This window comes from Alcanivorax sp. (genome assembly GCF_040118815.1).
In the GTDB taxonomy this organism is placed as follows: domain Bacteria; phylum Pseudomonadota; class Gammaproteobacteria; order Pseudomonadales; family Alcanivoracaceae; genus Alcanivorax.
Window position 1 is genome coordinate 40,900 of record NZ_JBEDTC010000015.1, and the last position, 21,916, is coordinate 62,815.

17 protein-coding genes are annotated in these 21,916 nt (G+C 57.0%); 11 read left to right on the top strand and 6 right to left on the bottom strand.

Annotated features, from left to right (window positions below; genetic code table 11):
* Positions 1-146: 146 nt before the first annotated feature.
* Positions 147-503, top strand: a complete 357-nt coding sequence (locus tag ABNH18_RS09440) for an H-NS histone family protein (protein WP_349382573.1) — start codon at positions 147-149, stop codon at positions 501-503.
* A 154-nt stretch (positions 504-657) separates the two neighbouring features.
* On the opposite strand, the gene gyrB is transcribed toward ABNH18_RS09440, so the two are convergent.
* From gyrB to dnaA, 4 genes are all read right to left on the bottom strand, one after another.
* Positions 658-3,075 (bottom strand): DNA topoisomerase (ATP-hydrolyzing) subunit B, encoded by a 2,418-nt coding sequence (gyrB, locus tag ABNH18_RS09445; protein WP_349382574.1) that lies wholly within the window; start codon positions 3,073-3,075, stop codon positions 658-660.
* 9 nt (positions 3,076-3,084) lie between these two features.
* On the bottom strand, positions 3,085-4,194 hold the full coding sequence (gene recF, locus ABNH18_RS09450; protein ID WP_349382575.1) for a DNA replication/repair protein RecF: 1,110 nt from the start codon (positions 4,192-4,194) through the stop codon (positions 3,085-3,087).
* Positions 4,195-4,278: 84 nt separating this feature from the next.
* Positions 4,279-5,379 (bottom strand): DNA polymerase III subunit beta, encoded by a 1,101-nt coding sequence (gene dnaN / locus ABNH18_RS09455; RefSeq protein ID WP_323774854.1) that lies wholly within the window; start codon positions 5,377-5,379, stop codon positions 4,279-4,281.
* Between the two features lie 53 nt (positions 5,380-5,432).
* Entirely contained in the window at positions 5,433-6,857 is a 1,425-nt protein-coding gene (gene dnaA / locus ABNH18_RS09460) for a chromosomal replication initiator protein DnaA (RefSeq protein WP_349382576.1), read from the bottom strand.
* A 511-nt stretch (positions 6,858-7,368) separates the two neighbouring features.
* Here dnaA and rpmH point away from each other — a divergent pair.
* The 4 genes from rpmH (at position 7,369) to mnmE (ending at position 11,169) form a co-directional block, all read left to right on the top strand.
* Positions 7,369-7,503: a 50S ribosomal protein L34 gene (gene rpmH / locus ABNH18_RS09465; protein WP_011590025.1), complete on the top strand. Its 135-nt coding sequence runs from the start codon at positions 7,369-7,371 to the stop codon at positions 7,501-7,503.
* Between the two features lie 38 nt (positions 7,504-7,541).
* Positions 7,542-7,907, top strand: coding sequence for a ribonuclease P protein component (gene rnpA / locus ABNH18_RS09470; protein WP_349382577.1), 366 nt, complete (start codon positions 7,542-7,544; stop codon positions 7,905-7,907).
* Between the two features lie 40 nt (positions 7,908-7,947).
* Positions 7,948-9,696 (top strand): membrane protein insertase YidC, encoded by a 1,749-nt coding sequence (yidC, locus tag ABNH18_RS09475; protein WP_349382578.1) that lies wholly within the window; start codon positions 7,948-7,950, stop codon positions 9,694-9,696.
* Between the two features lie 102 nt (positions 9,697-9,798).
* A complete protein-coding gene (gene mnmE / locus ABNH18_RS09480; protein ID WP_349382579.1) occupies positions 9,799-11,169 on the top strand; it encodes a tRNA uridine-5-carboxymethylaminomethyl(34) synthesis GTPase MnmE in 1,371 nt (456 codons plus the stop codon).
* Positions 11,170-11,317: 148 nt separating this feature from the next.
* Here the strand turns inward: mnmE and ABNH18_RS09485 are convergent, their stop codons facing one another.
* Positions 11,318-11,884 carry a carboxymuconolactone decarboxylase family protein gene (locus tag ABNH18_RS09485; RefSeq protein WP_349382580.1) on the bottom strand — a complete coding sequence of 189 codons (567 nt, stop codon included), beginning with the start codon at positions 11,882-11,884 and terminating at the stop codon, positions 11,318-11,320.
* A 163-nt stretch (positions 11,885-12,047) separates the two neighbouring features.
* Between ABNH18_RS09485 and ABNH18_RS09490 the strand changes: the two genes are divergently transcribed.
* The 6 genes from ABNH18_RS09490 to ABNH18_RS09515 all read left to right on the top strand — a co-directional run bounded on the left by ABNH18_RS09490 (position 12,048) and on the right by ABNH18_RS09515 (position 21,328).
* Positions 12,048-12,653: a TetR/AcrR family transcriptional regulator gene (locus ABNH18_RS09490; RefSeq protein WP_349382581.1), complete on the top strand. Its 606-nt coding sequence runs from the start codon at positions 12,048-12,050 to the stop codon at positions 12,651-12,653.
* Positions 12,654-12,736: 83 nt separating this feature from the next.
* Positions 12,737-14,116, top strand: coding sequence for a class II fumarate hydratase (locus ABNH18_RS09495; RefSeq protein ID WP_349382582.1), 1,380 nt, complete (start codon positions 12,737-12,739; stop codon positions 14,114-14,116).
* Positions 14,117-14,392: 276 nt separating this feature from the next.
* The gene (locus ABNH18_RS09500; protein ID WP_349382583.1) at positions 14,393-16,024 is read left to right on the top strand and encodes a fatty acid--CoA ligase; all 1,632 of its coding nucleotides are present in this window, start codon (positions 14,393-14,395) and stop codon (positions 16,022-16,024) included.
* Positions 16,025-16,304: 280 nt separating this feature from the next.
* The gene (locus ABNH18_RS09505) at positions 16,305-17,453 is read left to right on the top strand and encodes an efflux RND transporter periplasmic adaptor subunit (protein WP_349382584.1); all 1,149 of its coding nucleotides are present in this window, start codon (positions 16,305-16,307) and stop codon (positions 17,451-17,453) included.
* A complete protein-coding gene (locus ABNH18_RS09510; RefSeq protein ID WP_349382585.1) occupies positions 17,450-20,554 on the top strand; it encodes an efflux RND transporter permease subunit in 3,105 nt (1,034 codons plus the stop codon). The genes ABNH18_RS09505 and ABNH18_RS09510 overlap by 4 nt, the downstream gene beginning before the upstream one ends.
* A gap of 108 nt (positions 20,555-20,662) precedes the next feature.
* On the top strand, positions 20,663-21,328 hold the full coding sequence (locus ABNH18_RS09515) for a M48 family metallopeptidase (protein WP_349382586.1): 666 nt from the start codon (positions 20,663-20,665) through the stop codon (positions 21,326-21,328).
* 117 nt (positions 21,329-21,445) lie between these two features.
* Here ABNH18_RS09515 and ABNH18_RS09520 read toward each other — a convergent pair whose 3' ends face one another.
* A complete protein-coding gene (locus ABNH18_RS09520) occupies positions 21,446-21,910 on the bottom strand; it encodes an REP-associated tyrosine transposase (RefSeq protein WP_349382587.1) in 465 nt (154 codons plus the stop codon).
* Between the last annotated feature and the right edge of the window lie 6 nt (positions 21,911-21,916).

Here is a 21,916-nt window from a genome sequence, read left to right on the forward strand (position 1 = left end):
TTAATAATCACTGGCTGCTGGAATATTATCGCTGATCGATTTATCTGGCCGTTTTCTGTTTGCTTTTAACCCACTATATTGCCAAGCCCCGTTAAAATAATTACAGTCCTTTCCGTTATTCAATGACCTAAAACAAGGGCACCTCAATGAGCATTAATCTTGACGAACTGTCTGTAGACGAACTGGAAAAATTGATCAAACAGGCAGAGTCCGCGCTCGACAAAAAGCGTAAAGCCGAATTGAAAAATGCCCAGGCGGTACTGGAAAAAATGGCCAAGGATCTGGGTGTGGATCCCCAGGATCTGCTGAAAAATACCGCCGACAAGAAAAAGACCACGCGCAAGAAAGCCGCCAAGAAAAAAACCGGCGTGCGCCGTCCAGCCAAAGTAAAGTTCCGCGACCCGAACAACAGCAGCAACACCTGGACCGGCCGCGGCAAGCGCCCGCTCTGGTTGCAGGACGCACTGAGTAAAGGTGCGAACCTGGACGACTTTTTGGTGTAATCAAGAAACGCTACACGCTGCAGGCACCACGAAAAAGCGAACCCGAAGGTTCGCTTTTTTTATGCTTCAACCACAGTAACGAGTTGCGAGAAGCGAGTTTCGAAAGGCAGGAACCAATGGTGGTTTTCGAAACTCGTATCTCGCTTCTCGGCGCTTATACGTCCAGGTTGGATACCTGCAGTGCATTGGACTCGATGAACTGACGGCGCGGGTCCACGTCATCACCCATCAGGCAGGTAAAGATCTGGTCGGCGGCAATGGCATCCTCAATGGTCACCTGCAGCATGCGGCGGCTTTCCGGGTCCATGGTGGTTTCCCACAGCTGATCCGCATTCATCTCACCCAACCCCTTATAACGCTGGAAACTGGTGCCACGGCGCGCCTGAACCATCAACCAGTCCAATGCTTGTGCAAAGTGACGAATTGGCCGTTGTGATTCACCACGCTGGATGTACGCATCTTCAGCCAACAAGCCTTCCAGGGTTTCCCCCAGCGCTTTGATTTTCTGATAGTCCGGTGATTGCAAGAAATCCTGAGTGACCTTGTATTCGCGGGGCACACCGTGAGCAAGTACTTGCACACGTGGCAGGTAAAGACCTCGCTCCTCATCACGCTGGGCGGTAATCGTGAACGTCTGGGTCGCATCGGTGATGGCATCCACACGTTTACCCAGGACCTCGCACCACTGCGTCATAGCCGCCTCATCATTCAGCGACTCTTCACTGAGTGAGGACATATAGATCATCTGCTCCAGCACTTCCTCAGGGAAAACCCGGGACTGGCGGTCGACAATTTTCATTACGCTGCGGTATTCGGCGATCAGCTTTGCCAACGGCTCTCCACTGATCGGTGGGGCACTATCGCCCGGGTACAAACCGGTTTTATCCAGGGCCAGGGTGGTGAGGTACTCTTCCATGGCCGGGTCGTCTTTCAGGTAGGTTTCCTGCTTACCCTTTTTCACCTTGTAGAGAGGCGGCTGGGCGATGTAAATATAGCCGCGCTCGATCAGCTCGGGCATCTGACGGAAGAAGAAGGTCAGCAGTAGGGTGCGGATGTGAGAGCCATCCACGTCCGCATCGGTCATGATGATGATGCGGTGATAACGCAGCTTGTCGATATTGTATTCGTCACGGCCAATGCCACAGCCCAGAGCCGTAATCAGCGTGCCCACTTCCTGGGAAGACAGCATCTTGTCGAAGCGCGCCTTTTCCACGTTGAGGATCTTCCCTTTGAGCGGAAGAATCGCCTGATTCTTGCGGTTACGACCCTGTTTCGCCGAGCCCCCCGCAGAATCACCCTCCACAATGTAGAGTTCGGACTGCGCCGGGTCTTTCTCCTGGCAGTCTGCCAGCTTGCCAGGCAAACCCGCGATATCCAGCGCTCCTTTGCGGCGCGTCATGTCCCGCGCTTTACGCGCCGCATCACGGGCACGGGCCGCATCGATGATTTTTTGTACGATACTGCGAGCTTCACCCGGGTTTTCCAGCAAATAATCCTGGAAAAGGTCACCCATGGTTTGCTCCACCGCACTTTTCACCTCGGAGGAGACCAGCTTGTCCTTGGTCTGGCTGGAGAATTTGGGATCCGGCACCTTCACGGAAATCACCGCTGTCAGGCCTTCCCGGGCATCATCTCCGGACGGGTTGGCTTTCTCCTTCTTGAGGAAGCCTTCCTTGTCCATGTAGCTATTCATGGTGCGCGTCAGCGCGGCCCGGAAACCGGCCAGGTGTGTGCCGCCATCACGCTGGGGAATATTGTTGGTGAAACAGAAGATGTTTTCCTGGTAGGAATCGTTCCATTGCATCGCCACTTCCACCGCGATGCCATCCTCTTCACGCTCATAGTTAAAATGGAAAACCTGATTCAACGCCGTTTTATTGGTGTTGAGGTAGGCAACAAAGGCGCTCAAACCGCCTTCATACTCAAACACATCTTCGTCACCGCTGCGCTCATCCATCAGGTGAATACGCACACCAGAGTTCAAAAAGCTCAATTCACGCAAACGTTTGGCGAGGATATCGTAGTGAAACTTGATATTGGTAAAGGTGTCCGGGGAAGGGCGGAAGTGCACCGCTGTCCCGCTGGAATCCGTAGTTCCGACCACTTCTAACGGTTTGGCGGGTACGCCGTGATGGTAAATTTGCTCGTGGACCTGGCCATTACGACGGATAGTCAGTTTCAACTCTTCCGACAGGGCATTCACCACAGACACCCCCACACCGTGGAGACCACCGGACACCTTATAGGTGTTATCGTCGAACTTACCGCCGGCATGCAGCACCGTCATGATCACTTCGGCGGCGCTCACCCCTTCCTCTTCGTGCATATCGGTGGGAATACCACGGCCATTATCCTGGATGGACATGGATTCGTCCGGGTGGATAATCACCTTGATCTCGGAGCAAAACCCGGCAAGTGCTTCATCGATGGAGTTATCCACGACCTCAAACACCATATGGTGCAGGCCTGTGCCATCATCTGTATCACCGATATACATGCCGGGACGTTTACGTACGGCATCCAATCCTTTCAGCACCTTAATGCTGGATGAATCGTAATTTTTCTCCGCCATGGTATTTCCTTATTTACTCTCGGTGAGGGGTCGCAGCTTGCCATGTTCCACGTGGAACATTTTGCTCTCAACCGCCTGTAATGCGTTATTGTCATTCACGATGGCTGCCCACTGGGGCATATCCAACGCTGTAATCAGTGTCTGGTGGCCCGTGGTGGCCAGATAACCCAACAACTGATTACGGTGTTCTTCATCCAGCTCCGCCGCCAAATCATCCACCAACAGGGTGCAGACCTTTCCAGCCTGACTAATCAGCGGTAGCTGGGCCAGCACCATGCCATAGGCCACTAATTTAGCCTGCCCACGAGATAAACGGTCGCGGGCCACAACCCCGTGGCTCTCAATGCGAATGTCGCTGCGATGAAATCCAGCCTGACTGAAACCACGCCGGAGATCATCCTGCTGCAGCCGATCCAGGGCCTGCGCGTAAGACTCGTCTTTCTGTAGCCCTGTTTGCAGCCTGAGCCGTATTTTCAGCTCGGGCGCCAGAACCATTAGGACCTCATCCAAACCGTGCTGTAGCGAAGCCAGATAGCTTCTGCGTAACCCTTCGATTCTATCAGAAGTCTGCGCCAGTTGCTGATTCCAAAAGCCCAGTTCTCGCGAGGTCGGACGACCGGTACGCAGCAAGGCATTACGTTGCTTCAATGCCGCCGATCCCTCTCGCCACAGGGGCATAAACTGATGTTCCACGTGGAACATTCCCCAGTCCATAAACCGCCGCCGCAGCTGAGAAGAACCAAAAACCAGCTCCACAGACGTGGGATGCAGTGCCAGAACGGGCAGCAGCGCCGCCACTTCGCTCAGCGCTTTAGGAGTCTGGCCATTGAGCTTGATAGCATCAATTCCGCCCGGTGTGCGACGCACTCCAAGCCGGTGCACATCCTCGGCAACCAACACCTCTGCATACAGCGTCGCCGCCTCAGCGCCGTCACGCACCAGGCGCGACAGTCGACCGCCACGGAAAGAGCGGCCACCACTACCAATAAAATAAATCGCTTCAAGCAGACTGGTTTTGCCACTGCCGTTATCGCCGAGGATCACATTCAGCGACGAAGACAGATCCACCTCTGCGGTGCCGTAATTACGGAAATCGCTCAATTGAAGGCGGCTAAGCATCAGGGGAACAACAGCAAAGAAACAGGGGAGAGGAGAACAACGGCGGGGCAGCCATGGCGGCCACCCCGGAAAGACGCATCATACTCAGAGGCGCATCGGCATAACCACATACACGGCTGCCTTACTCTCTGGGTCAAATACCAGGGCGCTACTATTGCTGTCGCCCATTTCCAGCTCTGCCTGGGTGCCACCCATGGTGTTCAGCACATCCAGCAGGTAGCTCACGTTAAAGCCGATTTCCAGCGGCGAGCCGTTGAAGTCCACGGATACTTCTTCTTCCGCTTCTTCCTGTTCCGGGTTGTTTGCCACAATTCTCAAGCTTCCCTCAGACAACTGCACTCGCACACCGCGGTACTTCTCATTGGAAAGAATCGCTACCCGGGCCAACGCCTGACGCAGGGTTTCGCGGTCGGCAACCACCTTGCGGGAACCTTCCTTGGGGATCACCCGATCGTATTCTGGGAACTTTCCGTCCACCAGCTTGGAAGTGAAGGTGATGGCGCCCACCACAATGCGCACATGATTGCGGCCAATGGTCAGGCGAGCCGCCTCACCGCTGTCACCTAGAATACGGGACAGCTCCATCACCCCCTTACGCGGCAGGATCACCGAGGCTTCTTCCACTGGCGCATCCAACTCTGCATCGCACAGAGCCAGGCGGTGTCCATCGGTAGCCACAGCACGCAGACGACCCGGCTTTAGCTCGAACAGCATGCCATTCAGATAATAACGCACGTCCTGCTGCGCCATAGAAAAGGCAGTACGATCAATCAGACCGCGCAGCACATCCGGCTTCATTTCCAGGCTGCTACCGGCGGCATCTTCTTCCAGATTCGGGAATTCTGAAGCGGGCAGAGTCGATAAGGTAAAGCGGCTACGACCAGAACGAACCAGCATGCGCTCACCATCAACCTCGAAGCGGATATCCGCTTCCGCCGGCAGGCTCTTGGCAATATCCACCAACTTACGGGCAGGCACGGTGGTTTCACCGGGCTCCAGCTCACCCTCAAGCGGCAACCGCGCCACCAGCTCCAGCTCCAGGTCAGTCCCGGTCATGGAAAGCTGGCCATCACCCACTTCCAGCAATACGTTGGACAGTACCGGCAGGGTCTGCCGCTTTTCCACCACGGCGGCGACCTGCTGTAGCGGCTTGAGCAGTTGTTCTCTATTGATTGAGAATTTCATTGCGCTTTCCCGTTCTGGTTATTGGGCTTGCTCGCCACAGAGCGCCACCCCGATTAGGACGTCAATGTCCGTAACAGATTCTGATAATCTTCTTCAATTTCCGGGTTGGATTCCCGCAGCTGCAACACCTTGCGACAGGCGTGCAATACAGTGGTGTGATCCCGGCCACCAAAATTCTCACCAATCTCAGGCAGGCTGTGGCTGGTCAACTCTTTCGACAGTGCCATGGCAACCTGGCGGGGCCGCGCTACAGAGCGCGTCCTCCGTGGTGATAACAAATCATTGATCTTGATCTTGTAATACTCGGCCACGATACGCTGAATATTATCGATACTGATTTGCCGCGCCTGCAACGCGATCAGATCTTTCAGCGCTTCCTTGATCAAGCCGATATCAATCTGCGCCCCGGTAAAACGCACATGAGCGATCACCCGGCGCAACGCGCCTTCCAGCTCCCGAACGTTAGAACGGATTCGCTGGGCGATAAAAAACGCAGCGTCATTGGGCAAATCTACTTTCGCCTCTTCCGCCTTCTTCTTCAGGATCGCTACCCGGGTTTCCAGCTCCGGCGGTTCCATGGGCTGAGACAGGCCCCAACCAAACCGGCTCTTGAGGCGCTCCTCCAAGCCATCCACTTCTTTGGGGAACTTGTCGCAGGTGAGAATGATCTGCTGACCATTTTCCAGCAACGCATTAAAGGTATGAAAGAACTCTTCCTGGGACTGCTCTTTACCTGCAAAGAATTGAATATCATCAATCAGCAGCGCATCCACCGAGCGATAGAAACGCTTGAACTCATTAATGGTTTTGTTACGCAGAGCGGAAATCATATCCGCCACAAAGCGCTCACTGTGCAGGTAAACCACCTTGGCATTGGGGTTGCGGCGTAGCAGTTCATTGCCCACCGCATGCATCAGGTGCGTCTTACCCAGGCCCACCCCCCCGTATAACAGCAACGGGTTATAGCCGTGGCTGGCCGGGTTCTCGGCAACCTGCTGGGCCGCCGCCGCCGCCATGCGGTTGGACTTGCCTTCAACAAAGGTGGAAAAGGTAAAGCCGGTATTGAGGTTGCTGCGATGTTTGCGGGCTCCGCCCAGCGCTGTGGGCTGCGGCCGAGTATCCGATTCCGGCTGACGGGGCGCAGGAGCCACCGCAGGCGTGGTTATCGGCCCATGGCCGGCAGCAGGAGCGGAACCATTAAAAGACGCCGCCACGGGCGTGCTAGCACGGGTGGAACCCACTTCCAGACGCAACTGGGGCAGTGGACCTGATTGCATCTCCCCCAAGACCTCACCGATGCGGTCCAGGTATTTGTCGCGGACCCAGTCCACCACAAAACGGTTAGGGGCAAACAAGGTCAGCTCCGCACCATCCGCAGATGCAGCCACCTGAAGCGGCCGAATCCACATGTTGAACTGCTGCGACGGCAACTCATCCTCGAGTCGCGTCAGACAGCGTTGCCAGAGCTCTTCAGACACGCAACCGCCTTTATTTCCTTGATGTATTACTCGTCGTGATCGCGGTTCAACCATTCGTACACAACCGCTATCGAGCCAGCCATTCTACCCCTACAGAAGGCTACCTATCCACAGGAGAGCCGGCTTTTTTTGATCGCAACTTTCTGTGGATAACTAGGGCCATAACCCTGTTAACCAGTACCGGTACAACCCGGTGGATAACCTGGGGCACAACTTATACCCACATTTAATGACAGCTAGTCCACACACAGCCCCCAACACTTACGCACAGTGATACGCAAGTTATCATTGCTCCAGGTAACTGAAATATAAGAGATTTCAAGGCTTACCCACAAAAAATGGGCTCCCCTATAACTACTACTACAATCAATAAATACTTAAATATATAAAATCTATTAACAGTCTTTTCTTTTCTTCTTTCGAGCAGGCTGAAAAGCGCGTTGACACAACCCCTCAGGTTCCCTAGACTTGCCGCCCTTCTAATCGCTGTCTAATCCATGGGGAAGACGCCATGAAACGCACATTCCAGCCAAGCGTACTCAAGCGCAAACGTGCTCACGGTTTCCGTGCTCGTATGGCCACGAAAAATGGCCGCAAAATCCTGGCCGCTCGTCGCGCCAAGGGCCGTAAGCGGTTGGCTGCATAAGCCAACCGTTTTACCTTGCCTTCCTGGCTGAGGTAACAGTGCCAATATCACAGGCCTTTACCCGCCAACATCGCCTTCTTACCGGTTCCCAGTATCAAACCGTCTTTGATCAACCTGAATGGAAGGTTGGCCTTGGCAGTTATCTGCTTCTGGTAACCCGAAATACCCAACCGCAGCCCAGACTGGGCTTGGTGATTGGCCGTAAGCGCGCCAAACGCGCCGTAGACCGTGGCCGAATCAAACGCCGGGTACGCGAACAGTTTCGCTGCCGACAGCAGGAACTGGCTGGCCTCGATATTATTTTGCTGGTTCGGGGGCGTATCGAGAACCCGGATCCCGATCAGGTTACCCGCGATATCACCCGGCTATTTGACAAGCTGCTTGCTAAGTGCCGGCAAGCTTGAGAAACTGCGGCCCGTTTTTCACGCCACAGATAAGCCTCTTATGGAAATCCAGCGCGCCCTAGTTATTACCGGTATTGCCGTTGTCTCTTACCTGATGATTCAGGCTTGGCAACAGGATCACGCAGACTCGGCAACCCCTGTCCCTGTTGAGCAGGTGACAGAGCAAGGTAGCCCTTCATCCGCCAATGGTGCGGATTTGCCTGCGGCACAGCCGGAAACCGATAACAGCATTCCTGCGGCCCAGGCCGATAGCGATCAGCCAACGGTTGCATCAGCGGACATTGCTGAAACTACTCCCACTTCAGAACGGATCGAAGTCAACACCGATGTACTGCGTGTGGAAATCAATCCGGTGGGCGGCGATATCGTTCGCTTGGCATTGCCTGATTATCCCAAACATATCGATACCCCCGATCAGCCCTTTGTGTTCATGGACCAGAACAGCAATGGCACCTATGTGGCTCAGAGCGGGCTGGTAGGCAAAAACGGCACGGACTCCAGCAAAGGGCGTCCGCACTGGAGCAGCGCAAAGCAGAGCTACCAGCTTGCTGATGGGGATAACGAGCTAAACGTTGACCTGACCCTGACTCAGGACAACGGCGCTGAAATCATCAAGCGGTATACCTTCGAAAAAGGAAGCTACCTGGTTCGCGTCAGCCATATCGTCCGCAATAAGGGGAACGCTCCCTGGACAGGCGCTTTGTATGGCCAGATCAAGCGCGACGGCAGCGATGACCCCGGGCTCTCCAAGGCTGGCTTCGCCCCCATGCCGACCTACCTGGGTGCTGCGTACTGGAGCACTGAGAAGCCTTACAACAAGCTCACGTTTGATGACATGAGCGAAGATGACGTCAAGCTGAATCAAACCGTGGAAGGCGGCTGGCTTGCTATGGTGCAGCATTACTTTGTGTCTGCCTGGATTCCCGACGCCAAACAGAAAAACCATTATTCCAGTGTGTACCTGCAATCCCGCGATCAGTACCTGCTGCGATTCGTTTCTCCGAATACCACTGTGCAGCCTGGTGAAGAATCGGTGCTGTATGCCGAGTTCTATGCCGGTCCCAAACAGCAGGACAACCTGGAAGCGATTAGCCCCGGTTTGAACATGACTGTGGATTACGGTTGGTTGTGGTTTATCTCTCAGCCCATTTTTGCCCTGCTAGTGTTCCTGCAAAGCGGGGAAGTGTCCGTGTTCGGTATGGATATCGACATCGGTGGCGGTGTGGGGAACTGGGGTGTGGCAATCATCCTGCTGACCTTCATTATCAAGTCGATCTTCTTCAAGCTCAGTGCCACCAGTTATCGTTCCATGGCCAAGATGCGCAAAGTTGCGCCGGAAATGCAGCGCATTAAGGAGCAGAACAAGAACGACAAGCAGAAGCAGCAGATGGAAACCATGAATCTGTTCAAGCGGGAAAAGATCAATCCGCTGGGCGGCTGCTTGCCCATGCTCGTGCAGATGCCGGTGTTTATTGCTCTGTACTATGTGCTGTTGGAGTCCGTTGAGCTGCGCCAGGCGCCGTTCTTCCTGTGGATCAACGACCTGTCCGTGATGGATCCGTACTTTGTACTGCCGATCCTGATGGGTGCGTCGATGTTCCTGCAGACACGCTTGAACCCGACACCGGCGGACCCGACCCAAGCGCAGGTGATGAAATGGATGCCGATGATCTTTGCGGTCTTCATGCTGTGGTTCCCGGCCGGCTTGGTGCTGTACTGGCTGACTAACAACATCTTGTCCATTGCCCAGCAGTGGATTATTACCCGCAAGATTGAAAAAGAGGCCTGACGCCCGATACGCGGAATGCAAGACAGAATGAAGCCGGTCGAGAGATCGGCTTTTTTCTTTTCTGTCTGGCATCAAGCGTTCGGTGCTCTCTATAATCTCCTTATGCACATTGCTTCCCCAGACACCATCGTTGCTATTGCCACCGCTCCCGGTCGGGGCGGTGTGGGTGTGGTTCGTCTTTCCGGCCCACAGGCTTTGAGCATTGCCTCTGTCATTGTTGGTGAGCGATCACTTTCGCCCAGGGTGGCGCACTTTCGACGCTTTCGGGATCAAGCCGGTGAGACTCTCGATGAAGGCCTGGTTATCACGTTTCCGGCCCCGCATTCCTTTACCGGAGAAGATGTGGCGGAACTGCAGGGCCACGGTGGTCCGGTGATTCTGGACATGTTGGTGGCCGCTTGCATTGCCGCCGGCGCCCGCCAGGCTCGTGCCGGAGAGTTCTCTCAGCGTGCCTTCCTCAACGACAAGATGGATCTGACCCAAGCGGAAGCTATCGCGGATCTCATTGATGCTGGCACCACCGCCTCGGCCCGAGCGGCCCTGCATTCCTTGCAGGGGGTGTTTTCCGATGAAGTGAACCAGCTGGTCGAAGCGCTGATTGGGCTGCGCATCTATGTGGAAGCGGCCATCGACTTCCCGGAAGAGGAAATTGATTTCCTGTCCGACGGCAAGGTGGCTAGCGACCTGACCGAAGTGCAAACCCAGTGTCTGCGCGTGTTGGATGAAGCCAATCAGGGGCGACTGGTACGCGAAGGCATGACCCTGGTGATCGCAGGTAAACCCAATGCCGGCAAGTCCTCCTTGATGAATGCTCTGGCGGGTTTTGACGCCGCCATTGTCACCGACATTGCCGGTACGACCCGAGATGTACTGCGTGAATCCATTCAGCTGGATGGTATGCCCCTGAATCTGATCGACACCGCCGGCCTGCGTGACAGCGCTGACGTGGTGGAACAGGAAGGCATTCGTCGTGCCTACGCGGAAATGCGCAAGGCAGACAGATTGTTGGTGATGGTGGATTCCCGCGATAGCGAGGACGATACCCGGGATATCCACAGTCTGCTCCCACAAAGCCAGCAACAGTTAGAAAACCTGGATTTGCCTGTCACCGTGGTGCTTAACAAGGCGGACTTGTCCGGTCTGCCGGCCGGTCAGCGTAAGGATGGTGCGTTTGTCATTTCAGCCGTCAGCGGCGACGGACTGGAGGCGCTGCGTAGCCACCTGAAAGATGCCGCTGGCTACCAGGGCGAAGGGCAAAGTCGTTTCTCCGCCCGGCGCCGCCACATCACTGCGTTGGAGCAGGCGCTAGTGGCGCTGGATAGCGGTGAGCGACAACTGCATGGCCATGCCGCCGGCGAGCTGCTGGCCGAAGACCTGCGCGCTGCCCAAAAAGCGCTGGAGGAAATCACCGGGACGTTCACAGCGGACGATCTGCTCGGGCGGATTTTCTCGTCTTTCTGTATTGGAAAATAAGCAACCCCAATAGCCACACTGACGAAATGCCACAGGCTTTAATCGCGCGGATCTTTTGGGGGTGGCTTGTCGGTATGGAGAGGTTCGGGCGAGGGCAATCGGTGGGGGCATTGCCCCACCGTTAGTGGTGGGGCAAGAAAGGCCTTGTTCAGGAAGTGGGTGCACCATCCGCATGCCATTCAAACTTTTTGAAGGGCTTGTCCACCGGCGTGTTTGCCAGGTGATTGGTGTAGTTGCTCATCACTTTCTGGGACAGGCCGAGAATTATTTCCAGAATATGCCGTTTTTCAAAACCCGCGTCGAGGAAGGCTTTGACGGCGGCATCGTTCACCTCACCGCGATCACGCACCACGGATAACGTGAAATCCCGCAGGGCTTCCAGTTTGTCTGTGGGCAACGGCGTTTTGTCTCGCAGGGCATCAGTAATGCGGTCGTCCACTTCCATGGATTTGGCAATGCCGGTATGCGCTGGGACGCAATAGTGGCAGGCATGTTCCACATTAATGGTTTGCCAGACGACGGTCACTTCCTCATCGGTAAAGCTGGTTTCCAGGAATAGAGCATGCAGTTTCTGGTAGCCCTCCAGCAGGCCGGGGGCTTCCGCCATAACGGCATGCAGATTGGGAATCATCCCAAAGCTTTTCTGCGATTCTTTCAAAAGCGCCAGGCTGGCTTCGGGGGCCGTCTCTTCGGTGTGCAGGGTGAAATCGGTCATGGTGTCCTCCTTTGGATCAGCCGGGGTAAGCGATGTCTTTATTTGAGTGATCGCTCAATAACGGCATTACCCTAACACGTGTATGAGCGACTGCAATACCTTTTTTGAGTGAATGCTCAAAAATTGTTAAACTGCCTCATTGTTTGCATGGTGGAGATAACAGATGCCCAGAATGGCGGCGTATGATCGGCAAGATTGCCTCGAGAAGGCCGTGACCCTGTTCTGGGAGAAAGGCTTTCATGCCACTTCTCTCAAAGACATCGAGCATGCGCTGGATATGCGCCCCGGCAGCATCTATGCCGCGTTTGGTAACAAGGAGTCGCTCTATAGTCAGGCTCTGGACTTGTATGCAGGCACCATGGGTCAGGATTTCCTGGACAATCTCCGTGGCAAGCAAACCCCCATTGAAGGTCTGGCAGACTATCTGCGCGAACTGGGCAAGCTGCGCGACACCAACCCGCCTTCCCGGGCCTGCATGTTAGTAAAGGGGCTGCTGGAAGCGGGAGCAGAAACCCCGGCGTTACAGCAGAAAATTGAAACGCGCCTGGCGGATATGGAAGCGATCTTCCGGGAAGCCTTTACGGAGGCGAAAGCGGCAGGCCAGATTCGTGATCCTGGCCATCCCTCCCATCAGCCGGAACGGCTCGCGCGCCGTCTGCAGTGTGAAGTCATGGGGTTGCGGGCGTTCGCTCAACGTTCCGGCGACAGGCAGGAACTGCAGCAGCTGGCGGGGGACTTGGCAGATACTGTGCTGTCTCTTCAAGCCTGAGGCGGGCCGACTTGTAATGAATCCCCATTGTCGCCATGCCATGATGAAACAACACAGGTTCTATTGTTGGCAGGAGGCTGATCATGTCCACGCACCATCCAGAAACCCGCACCGAAACCGATTCCCTTGGCGACATTCAGGTTCCCGTAGCCGCCCGTTGGGGTGCACAAACTCAGCGAGCAGTGGATAACTTTCCCATTAGTGGTCGGTGCTTGCCTGTGCGTTTTATTCAGGCGGTGGTGCAGATCAAACGTTGTGCTGCACAAGCGAACCGTGAACTGGGCGAGTTATCAGAGGACAAGGCGGTGGCCATTGTCGGCGCCTGTAATGATTTGCTCGAAGGTCACCACCAGGACCAGTTCCCGGTGGATATTTTCCAGACCGGTTCCGGCACCAGTACCAATATGAACGTGAACGAGGTGATCGCTCATCTTTGCGATGAGGCCGGGGCGTCAATTCATGCTAATGACGATGTGAACCTGGGCCAGAGCAGTAACGACACGATCCCCACGGCGATTCATCTGTCTGCCGCGTTGGCGGTAACCGAGCAGCTAATTCCGGCACTGGAAACGCTGATCGCTGAGTTGGGCCTGCGCGCCCGGGAACACCGCAGCACGGTGAAAACCGGGCGTACACACCTGATGGATGCCATGCCAGTGACTGTGGAACAGGAGCTGCAGACCTGGGCCATGCAGTTGCAGGATGCCTGTGCGCGCGTGGCGCGGGCCCGTGATGACCTGTTGGCGGTACCACAGGGCGGGACGGCCGTGGGCAGCGGTATCAATGCCCACCCGGATTTTGCCGACACCTTTGCCCGCCACCTGGCCGAAGAAACGGATCTGGCCTTTCGCGCCATGCCCCATCCCTTTGTAGCGCAGAGTGCGCTGGACAGTCCGCTGGCGTTATCCGCCGCGCTGCGCGGCGTGGCGGTGGTGCTGATGAAGATCAGCAACGACCTGCGCTGGATGAACTCCGGGCCGATCCATGGGTTGGGTGAGGTGCAGCTGCCGGCCACCCAGCCGGGTTCGTCGATCATGCCGGGTAAGGTGAATCCGGTGATTTGCGAGTCTGCCACCATGGTGGCGACGCAGGTGATGGGGCTGGATCAGGCCAATGTCATCGCCGCTCAGAGTGGCAACTTCCAGCTCAATGTGATGCTGCCGCTGGTGGCCAGCAACGTGCTGGATATGACCGAATGGCTGGCCAACAGCTGCACAAACCTGGCAGAGCGAGCGATCAAGGGTATGACGTTCAATGAAGAACGCTTGGCCGAAGGGGTGGGCAAAAATCCCATTCTGGTAACGGCGCTGAATCCGGTGATCGGTTACGAAAAAGCCGCCAAGATTGCCAAGGAAGCGTTTGCCAGTGGCCGGGCGGTGCTGGATGTGGCGCAAGAGCAGTCTGGCCTGTCCCGTCAGGAGCTGGAAAAGCTGCTGGACCCCAAGGATCTCACCCATCCTTGATAGGATGTTTAAGGTTATTGCAGGGGCTCCGTTCCTCTGTAAAAGGCGAGTTGTCTTTGAAGGGAAATGTCCAAGGGGCAGGAAAATGGGCTGAATAGGTGAGCTAGACAAGGTGTCTACAGCGGGTAGTATTTTGTAACCTAATGGGCCTGAGCGTGGATGACCTGTGCAGAGGTCTGTGTCAGTCTTGAGCGCCACACATACTCATGGGTAGGAAGAATCGAGCCGTTTTTCCCTGCTCGTGAACGGCAGAATAACAAGGTAACGGAGCAAGTTATGAGTAGTCACCTGAACATCCCCCGCAGCGCCTCTGCGGTGGAGTCGTCACTGGTCATCAACCATATTCTGGAAGCCGGCGTGCGCAAGGCACCGGACCAGACGATTACCTATGGCGATCGCACGTTCACCTACCGCGACCTTAACGAGCGCGTGCACCGTCTGGCCGGGGCGCTGGCGGCGCAGGGCGTGAAGCCCGGTGATACCGTGGCGGTGATGGACTGGGATACCAACCGCTACCTGGAAGCGTTTTTTGCCATCCCGATGATGGGGGCAGTGCTGCATACCGTGAATGTGCGCCTGAGCCCGGAGCAGATTCTCTACACCATCAACCATGCTGAAGATGATGCGATTCTGGTCAACAGCGAATTCCTGCCGATCCTGGAAGAGCTGAAAGACCGAGTCGAGACGGTAAAGACTTATATCCTGCTCGACGACGATGGCGTAAAGGGTAGCGACAGCCTGCCGCTGGCTGGTGAATATGAAGAGCTGCTGGCCAAGGCGCCGGCCCAGTACGATTTTCCCGAGCTGGACGAAAATACCCGCGCCACGACCTTCTACACCACCGGAACCACCGGCCTGCCCAAGGGAGTCTATTTCTCCCATCGTCAGCTGGTGCTGCATACCTTCGCCGGCCGTAACACCATGGCGGGTGTGGGGCAGGGGCGTTTCAACGAAGACGATGTCTACATGCCGATCACGCCCATGTTCCATGTGCACGCCTGGGGCATCCCGTTCATGGCCACCATGATGGGGGTGAAACAGGTGTACCCAGGGCGTTATGAACCGGCCACCCTGCTGAAATTGCTGGTAACCCACAAGGTCACCTTCTCACACTGTGTACCCACGATTATTCAAATGCTGTTGCAGGCGGAAGCGGCCAAGAGCATCGACCTGAGTGGCTGGAAAGTCATCATCGGCGGGTCCGCCCTGCCCAAGGCACTGGCCATGGGAGCGCTGGAGCGCGGTATCGATATCTATACCGGCTACGGCATGAGTGAGACTTGCCCGTTGTTGACGCTGGCCCAGCTGACTCCGGAACTGGAAAACGCGGACCTGGAAACCCAGGCGGATTACCGCACTCGCACCGGTCGCCCGGTGGCCATGGTGCAGATACGCATCGTCGATGGTGAAATGAACGACGTGCCCCATGACAACAAGAGCCAGGGGGAAGTGGTCGTGCGCGCGCCCTGGCTGACCCAGGGTTACCTGAACGATCCCGACAAATCTGAAGAACTCTGGCACGGCGGCTGGTTGCATACCGGTGATGTGGCGGTGATGTCGGATGACGGCTGGCTGAAAATCGTCGATCGCATCAAGGACGTAATCAAGACCGGTGGCGAGTGGGTGTCCTCCATCGACCTGGAAGGCCTGGTGCTGCAGCACCCCGGTGTGGGCGAGTGTGCCGTGGTGGGCGTTCCCGATGAAAAATGGGGCGAGCGTCCGGTGGCACTCGTGGTGAAGAGCGGTGATACAGATGAAGATAGCATCAAGGCGCTGGTTGGCGATTATGCCGACAAAGGCGTGATCAGCCGCTATGGCATCCCTGACCGGGTAGTCTTTGTGGACGAGCTGCCACGCACCTCCGTGGGCAAGCTGGACAAGAAGAAGATGCGCGCTGAAATGGTTTAGATAGAGACGCAACACGGTAAAAGAGACGCAACACGCTTCACGCAACACGCGGCACGAAAAGAAAAAACCCACCAGCATGGTGGGTTTTTTTCTTTTTAGGGGGGGCTTAGAGCCCTCACTCCACTGGGGCAGTGTTTCGCGCCGCTGACGATCTTTACATGAACCCTCTTCAATTTATTTGTTCCCACTAACGAGTAGTGACGCATTCCTTGCATAATTGCACGCTAGACTGCTTTGTCGTCAATCAGACTTGGCTTGAATCAGCATAACGGAGAATGGCATGGCGCGGATTATCGCGGGGCTGGTGCTGGTGGCACTGGTGGGGATGGGCGCATGGTGGTTTTGGCCCGCCGAGCAGGTGCCCATGGGAACCCGCCCGCCTACAGTAGTGAATCTGGCTCCGAGCATTGAGCGCCCCCTGTATGACCGGGTGGAAGCCGTGGGGACCGCCCGCGCGGCCCAGGCCGTTGTATTGTTGGCAGAAGTGCCCGGCCGTGTAGGCGAGCTTCATTTTCAGCAGGGCCAGCAGGTCACTCGTGGCCAGTTGCTGGTGACTCTCGATGATCGCAACGCCCGTGCCGAACTGGCCCGGGCGGAAGCTGAATACCAGCGCGCCAAGGCGGATTACCGCCGCGGTCAGCAGCTGGTGGAACGGCGCGCCATTTCCCAGTCCGAAGTGGATACATTCCGCACCACCCTGGAAGCGGCCGAGGCGAGTCGCAACGTGGCCCGTGCCAATTTCAACGATCACACCATTCGCGCCCCGTTTGCCGGGGTGCTGGGGTTGCGCCAGGTGGATTCGGGGGCCTATTTGCGCACTGGTGACCCGGTGACGACCCTGGATAACTTGGGCCATGTGGAAGTAGATTTTCAGATCCCCGAACGCTATCTGGCCAAGCTATCCGTAGGCCTGCCGGTACAGGCGCGCAATGAGGCATTTGAAGACCAGATTTTTGAAGGCGCCATTACCCATCTCGATTCTCGGGTGAACAGCAGTAGCCGTAGCCTGACCGTGCGCGCCCGGCTGAATAACCTCCAGGGACAATTGCTGCCCGGCCAGTTTTTGCGGGTGTCTGTGCAGTTGGCTCAAAGGGCCGCGCTGTTGGTGCCGGAGCAAGCGGTCATCACCCAAGGCGCGCAGAGTTATGTGTTCACGGTGAGCCCGGATAATCGCGCCCAGCGCCACCCGATAACCCTGGGCGGGCGCCGCGATGGTTGGGTGGAAGTGACCAGTGGCTTGACCAACAAACCGGATGTGATCGTCAACGGCCATTCCCGTTTGGGCAGCAGCCAGCCGGTAAAAGTGATCGAGGATCCGGAGGCGCTGTTGCCCGGACAGCGGGTGTTGTTGAACCCGGCACCGGCAGTAGACGACCCATCCGGTGACTCGCAAGCGGATGGCCCGGCCACCACCGAGGCGGCTGCATGATTCTGTCGGATGTCTCCATCAAGCGGCCGGTCTTTGCCACCGTGATCAGCCTGCTGATCGTGGTGTTTGGCGTTAGCGCCTTGATGAAATTGCCGATCCGGGAATACCCGGATATCGACCCGCCGGAAGTGTCGATTAGTGTGGACTATGCCGGCGCCGCGCCGGAGGTGATTGATACGCAGATTATTCAGGTGATCGAAGGGGCGATTTCCGGGGTCGAAGGGGTGCGTAAGATCGAGTCGCGCAGCCGTTTGGGTTCGGCCCGGACCACGGTGGAATTCACCCTGGAACGGGATGTGGATATCGCCGCCAATGACGTGCGTGATGCGGTGTCCCGGATCTTGAACCGGTTACCTGAAGAAGCGGAAACCCCGGTAATTGCCAAGGCCGATGCGGATGCCCGGCCGATTATCTGGGTGACCCTGACCAGCAGTACGCTGGCGCCCCAGGAGCTGACGGATTTTGCTGAACGGTCGCTGGTGGACCGCTTTGCCGTCCTCGACGGCGTGTCGGAAGTGATTATTGGCGGTGAGCGACGCTATGCCATGCGTGTTTGGCTGGACCGCCAAAGCATGGCGGCCAACCAGGTCACCGTTACCGATATCGAACAGGCGCTACGCAGCAATAACGTGGAACTGCCCGCCGGCAAGCTGGAATCTGAATCCCGGGGCTTCACCATTCGGGCGGACAATCGCCTGGCCACGGTGCAGGCATTCGAGGATCTGGTAGTCCGCCGGCAGGGTGATTACCTGCTGCGGCTGGGCGATGTGGCGCGGGTGGCGCTGGGCGTGGAAAACGATGATTCGGTGTTGCGTGCCAACGGCGAAACCGCCATCGGGCTGGGCGTGGTGCGCCAATCCAAGGCCAATACCGTGGCGGTATCAGACCGGGTGCGCGAAGAAATCGTGGCGGTGCGCGACAGCCTGCCGGCGGATATTCACCTGGATATTAACTCCGATGAGTCCCTGTTTATCCGTGCCTCCATCCGTGAGGTACTAATTACTCTGGGGATTTCCGTGGTGCTGGTGATCGCGGTGATCTTCGCCTTCCTTGGCAACCTGCGCGCCACCCTGATCCCGGCGGTGACCATTCCGGTGTCGGTGATCGGCGCCTTTATTGGTTTCGGCATGATGGATTTCTCCATCAACGTGTTAACCCTGTTGGCACTGATTCTGGCCATTGGCCTGGTGGTGGACGATGCCATCGTGATGCTGGAAAACATTCAGCGACGCATCGATGAAGGCGAGTCGCGGCTGGTGGCGGCGTACCTGGGGGCCCGGCAGGTGGCGTTTGCCGTGGTGGCCACCACGCTGACGCTGGTGGCGGTGTTCGTGCCCATTTCCTTTATGGGCGGCGACGTGGGGAGGCTGTTCAGCGAATTCGGCTTTACCCTGGCCTCAGCGGTGATTATATCCAGCATCGTGGCCCTGAGTCTGGCGCCCATGTTGTGCTCGCGGTGGCTGCATCGTCACAGCCGCAAGGAGCTGCAGGGGCAAAACAATTTTCTGCAGAGGGGCCTGACGCGCTTGAATCAGGCCTACGCCAACGGCCTGCAACGGACGTTGAAAAGCCCCTGGCCGCTGGCGGTAGGTTGCGTGCTGTTGTGTCTGGTGGCGGCGCTGTTGTTTCGGCAGTTGCCCCAGGAGCTGGCGCCGACGGAAGACCGGGGTGTCTTTATTATTCCTGCCACCTCGCCCCAGGGCTCCACGGTGGAATACGGCGCGCACCACACCCAGGCGGTGGAAAAAATTCTCATGCCCCTGGTGGAAAACGGTGAAGCAGAGCGGGTGCTGGCCATTGTCGGTTTTCGTGGCGTGCCGGAACGGGCGTTTACCATCGTGCGGCTGAAAGACTGGGAAGAGCGTGATCGCACCCAGCAGGAAATTGTCGGTGAGCTGCGCGGCCAGCTGTCCCAGGTCACCGGTTTGCGGGCCTTCGCAGTGAACCCGCCGGGGCTGGGCCAAAGCGCTTTCGACCAGGCGCTGGAAGTGGTGGTCGCCGGGCCGGACTACGAGCAGGTGCTGGCCTGGAGTGAAACCCTGATGGCGGCCCTGAACGAAAACCCGAACCTGACCAGTATCGACACGGATTTTGAGCAAACCCAGCCACAGCTGGATGTGAACCTGAACCGTGAACGGGCGGCGGATCTGGGCATTACCGCCACCGATGTGGGGGAAACCCTGCAGGCGATGTTTGCCACCCTGACCGTTTCCACCTATGTGGATAGGGGGCGCGAGTACGATGTGCTGCTGGAGGCGGAAAAGAGTTCCAGTGAAGTGCCGGAGGATGTGTTGCCAATCTACCTGCGCAGCGACAGTGGTGGGTTGGTGCCGTTTTCCAGCGTAGTGGAATTGGCCACCACCGGGGATGCGCCAGAATTGCGCCGCGTGGACCGTCTGCCGGCCATCACTTTGTCCGCCAATCTGGCCGACGGCTATGACCTGGCCACCGCCATGCGCTATGTGGAAGAGCAGGCTCGAGAGCGTCTGCCCCTGGAAGCACGGATCGGTTACAAGGGTATGGCCGAGGAGCTGCAGGAATCGGCATCGGCTATTCTTGTGACCTTTGCGTTGGCGTTGGTGATTGTGTTCCTGGTATTGGCGGCGCAGTTTGAAAGCTGGATTCACCCGCTGATTATCATGCTCACGGTGCCGCTGGCGCTGGCTGGAGCGGCGATCGCCATTAGCGTTACCGGCGACAGCCTGAATATCTATAGCCAGATTGGCATGATCATGTTGCTGGGGCTGATGGCGAAAAACGGTATTCTGATCGTGGAGTTTGCTAACCAGTTGCGCGACCAGGGCCGCAGTGTCAAAGAGGCGATCTATGAAGGCGCCATCGTGCGGTTTCGCCCGGTATTGATGACCGGTGTCTCCACCATCTTCGGTGCCGTGCCGTTGGTTCTGGCCACCGGTGCTGGCGCGGAAAGCCGCTTTACCATTGGTGTGGTGATTCTCGGCGGGCTACTGTTTGCCACGGTGCTCACCCTGTTTATCATCCCGGTGCTGTACCAGTGGCTGGCGCCCTATGCGTCACCGGCAGATGCGGTCAGCCAGCAGCTGGATAAAGAGATGGCCGTTAACGAAAGCCAAGATGGATAATCCGTAGGAGCGGCGCTTGAGCCGCGAAGCGTACTTGGGAAAACACTCCTTCGCTGCCGCTCGGTTCGCGGCTCAAGCGCCGCTCCTACCAATCGCCAGACAGGATCCATGACCGATTACGAACTGATTCGCAGCAAACGCCGCTCTTTGGAACTGCGCGTTCTGGAAGACGGGCGTGTGCAGGTGCGTGCGCCACAACGGGCGCCCCTGCGCATGGTGCAGACCTTTGTGGACAGCCGTCGCCAGTGGATCAGGGATCAACAACAGCGCCAGGCCAGCCGCCCCCGGCAACGCTGGCAGGATGGCAGCAGCATTGTGTTCCGGGGCCAACCATTGATCCTGGATGTCTCTGCAGGGCGGTCGTCGGTGAGTGTGGCTGGCGGTTATCTACAGGTGAGGGTTGCCGAGCCTGACAGCGAGGCGGCAGTACAGCAGGCGGTGGAACGCTGGTTGCGCCAGCAGGCCAAGCCCTTGTTTGCCGACAGCATCGAGCGGCAGTTCGGCTGGTTTGCCGGGCAAGGCTATGCCCGCCCGGTATTGCGGGTGAAAAAGATGCGTACCCGTTGGGGTTCGCTGTCGGCAAAGGGGTACATCAACCTGAACATGGCCCTGTTGCATTACCCGCCTGCGGCGCTGGATTACGTGGTCATGCACGAACTCTGTCATCTCCAGCACATGGATCACGGCCCCGGCTTCCACTCCCTCATGGACGCCCGCATGCCCGACTGGCGCGAACGCAAGCACCTCCTCGACCAACCGTTATATCAACCCTGAGCGTGTTCGATTTACCAAGCGGCCCTCTAAACCTGCCGTAGGAGCGGCGCTTGAGCCGCGAAGCGTCTTGGCAAAGCATTTCTTCGCGACGCTCGGTTCGCGGCTCAAGCGCCGCTCCTACAGCCAGGCTGCATTCCAGTATGGATAATCGGCGATCCGGTTAACCAATTGCGCCCGTAATGGATTAGCCACGATATAGCGGGCTACGTCTTTGATGGGTTCTTCTTCCCGAAGCGCATGATCGTGATATCCCTTTTGCCATATAGACATCCCACACCGACGTGAAGAATGGGATTTAACCATGTTGACGGTGTGAGACAGGGAGTAGTGCTGACCCAACATGAATAACCAGTGCAAATGATCGGGCATGACTACAAAACAGAATGTGGTGCTGGCGGCGAGTTGATCCGAGCGGTGAATACAGCGGCAAACCTCGCGAGCACGAAGGTAGTTTGAGAAGCAGTCGTGGCGCGCTCGAGTGACGGTGGTGATGTGGTAGATACTGTTGGCTTGCGAGTACCGGCCTTTTCTCAAATCCCTACCATGAAATTTATCGTCCATGAGGGGGAGATTGCGCGGCATTCGTCG

Coding starts and splice junctions, on each gene's coding strand:
- ABNH18_RS09440 (WP_349382573.1), top strand. CDS start 147: ATGAGCATTAATCTTGACGAACTGTCTGTAGACGAACTGGAAAAATTG.
- gyrB (WP_349382574.1), bottom strand. CDS start 3,075: ATGGCGGAGAAAAATTACGATTCATCCAGCATTAAGGTGCTGAAAGGA.
- recF (WP_349382575.1), bottom strand. CDS start 4,194: ATGCTTAGCCGCCTTCAATTGAGCGATTTCCGTAATTACGGCACCGCA.
- dnaN (WP_323774854.1), bottom strand. CDS start 5,379: ATGAAATTCTCAATCAATAGAGAACAACTGCTCAAGCCGCTACAGCAG.
- rpmH (WP_011590025.1), top strand. CDS start 7,369: ATGAAACGCACATTCCAGCCAAGCGTACTCAAGCGCAAACGTGCTCAC.
- yidC (WP_349382578.1), top strand. CDS start 7,948: ATGGAAATCCAGCGCGCCCTAGTTATTACCGGTATTGCCGTTGTCTCT.
- mnmE (WP_349382579.1), top strand. CDS start 9,799: ATGCACATTGCTTCCCCAGACACCATCGTTGCTATTGCCACCGCTCCC.
- ABNH18_RS09485 (WP_349382580.1), bottom strand. CDS start 11,884: ATGACCGATTTCACCCTGCACACCGAAGAGACGGCCCCCGAAGCCAGC.
- ABNH18_RS09490 (WP_349382581.1), top strand. CDS start 12,048: ATGCCCAGAATGGCGGCGTATGATCGGCAAGATTGCCTCGAGAAGGCC.
- ABNH18_RS09495 (WP_349382582.1), top strand. CDS start 12,737: ATGTCCACGCACCATCCAGAAACCCGCACCGAAACCGATTCCCTTGGC.
- ABNH18_RS09500 (WP_349382583.1), top strand. CDS start 14,393: ATGAGTAGTCACCTGAACATCCCCCGCAGCGCCTCTGCGGTGGAGTCG.
- ABNH18_RS09505 (WP_349382584.1), top strand. CDS start 16,305: ATGGCGCGGATTATCGCGGGGCTGGTGCTGGTGGCACTGGTGGGGATG.
- ABNH18_RS09510 (WP_349382585.1), top strand. CDS start 17,450: ATGATTCTGTCGGATGTCTCCATCAAGCGGCCGGTCTTTGCCACCGTG.
- ABNH18_RS09515 (WP_349382586.1), top strand. CDS start 20,663: ATGACCGATTACGAACTGATTCGCAGCAAACGCCGCTCTTTGGAACTG.
- ABNH18_RS09520 (WP_349382587.1), bottom strand. CDS start 21,910: ATGCCGCGCAATCTCCCCCTCATGGACGATAAATTTCATGGTAGGGAT.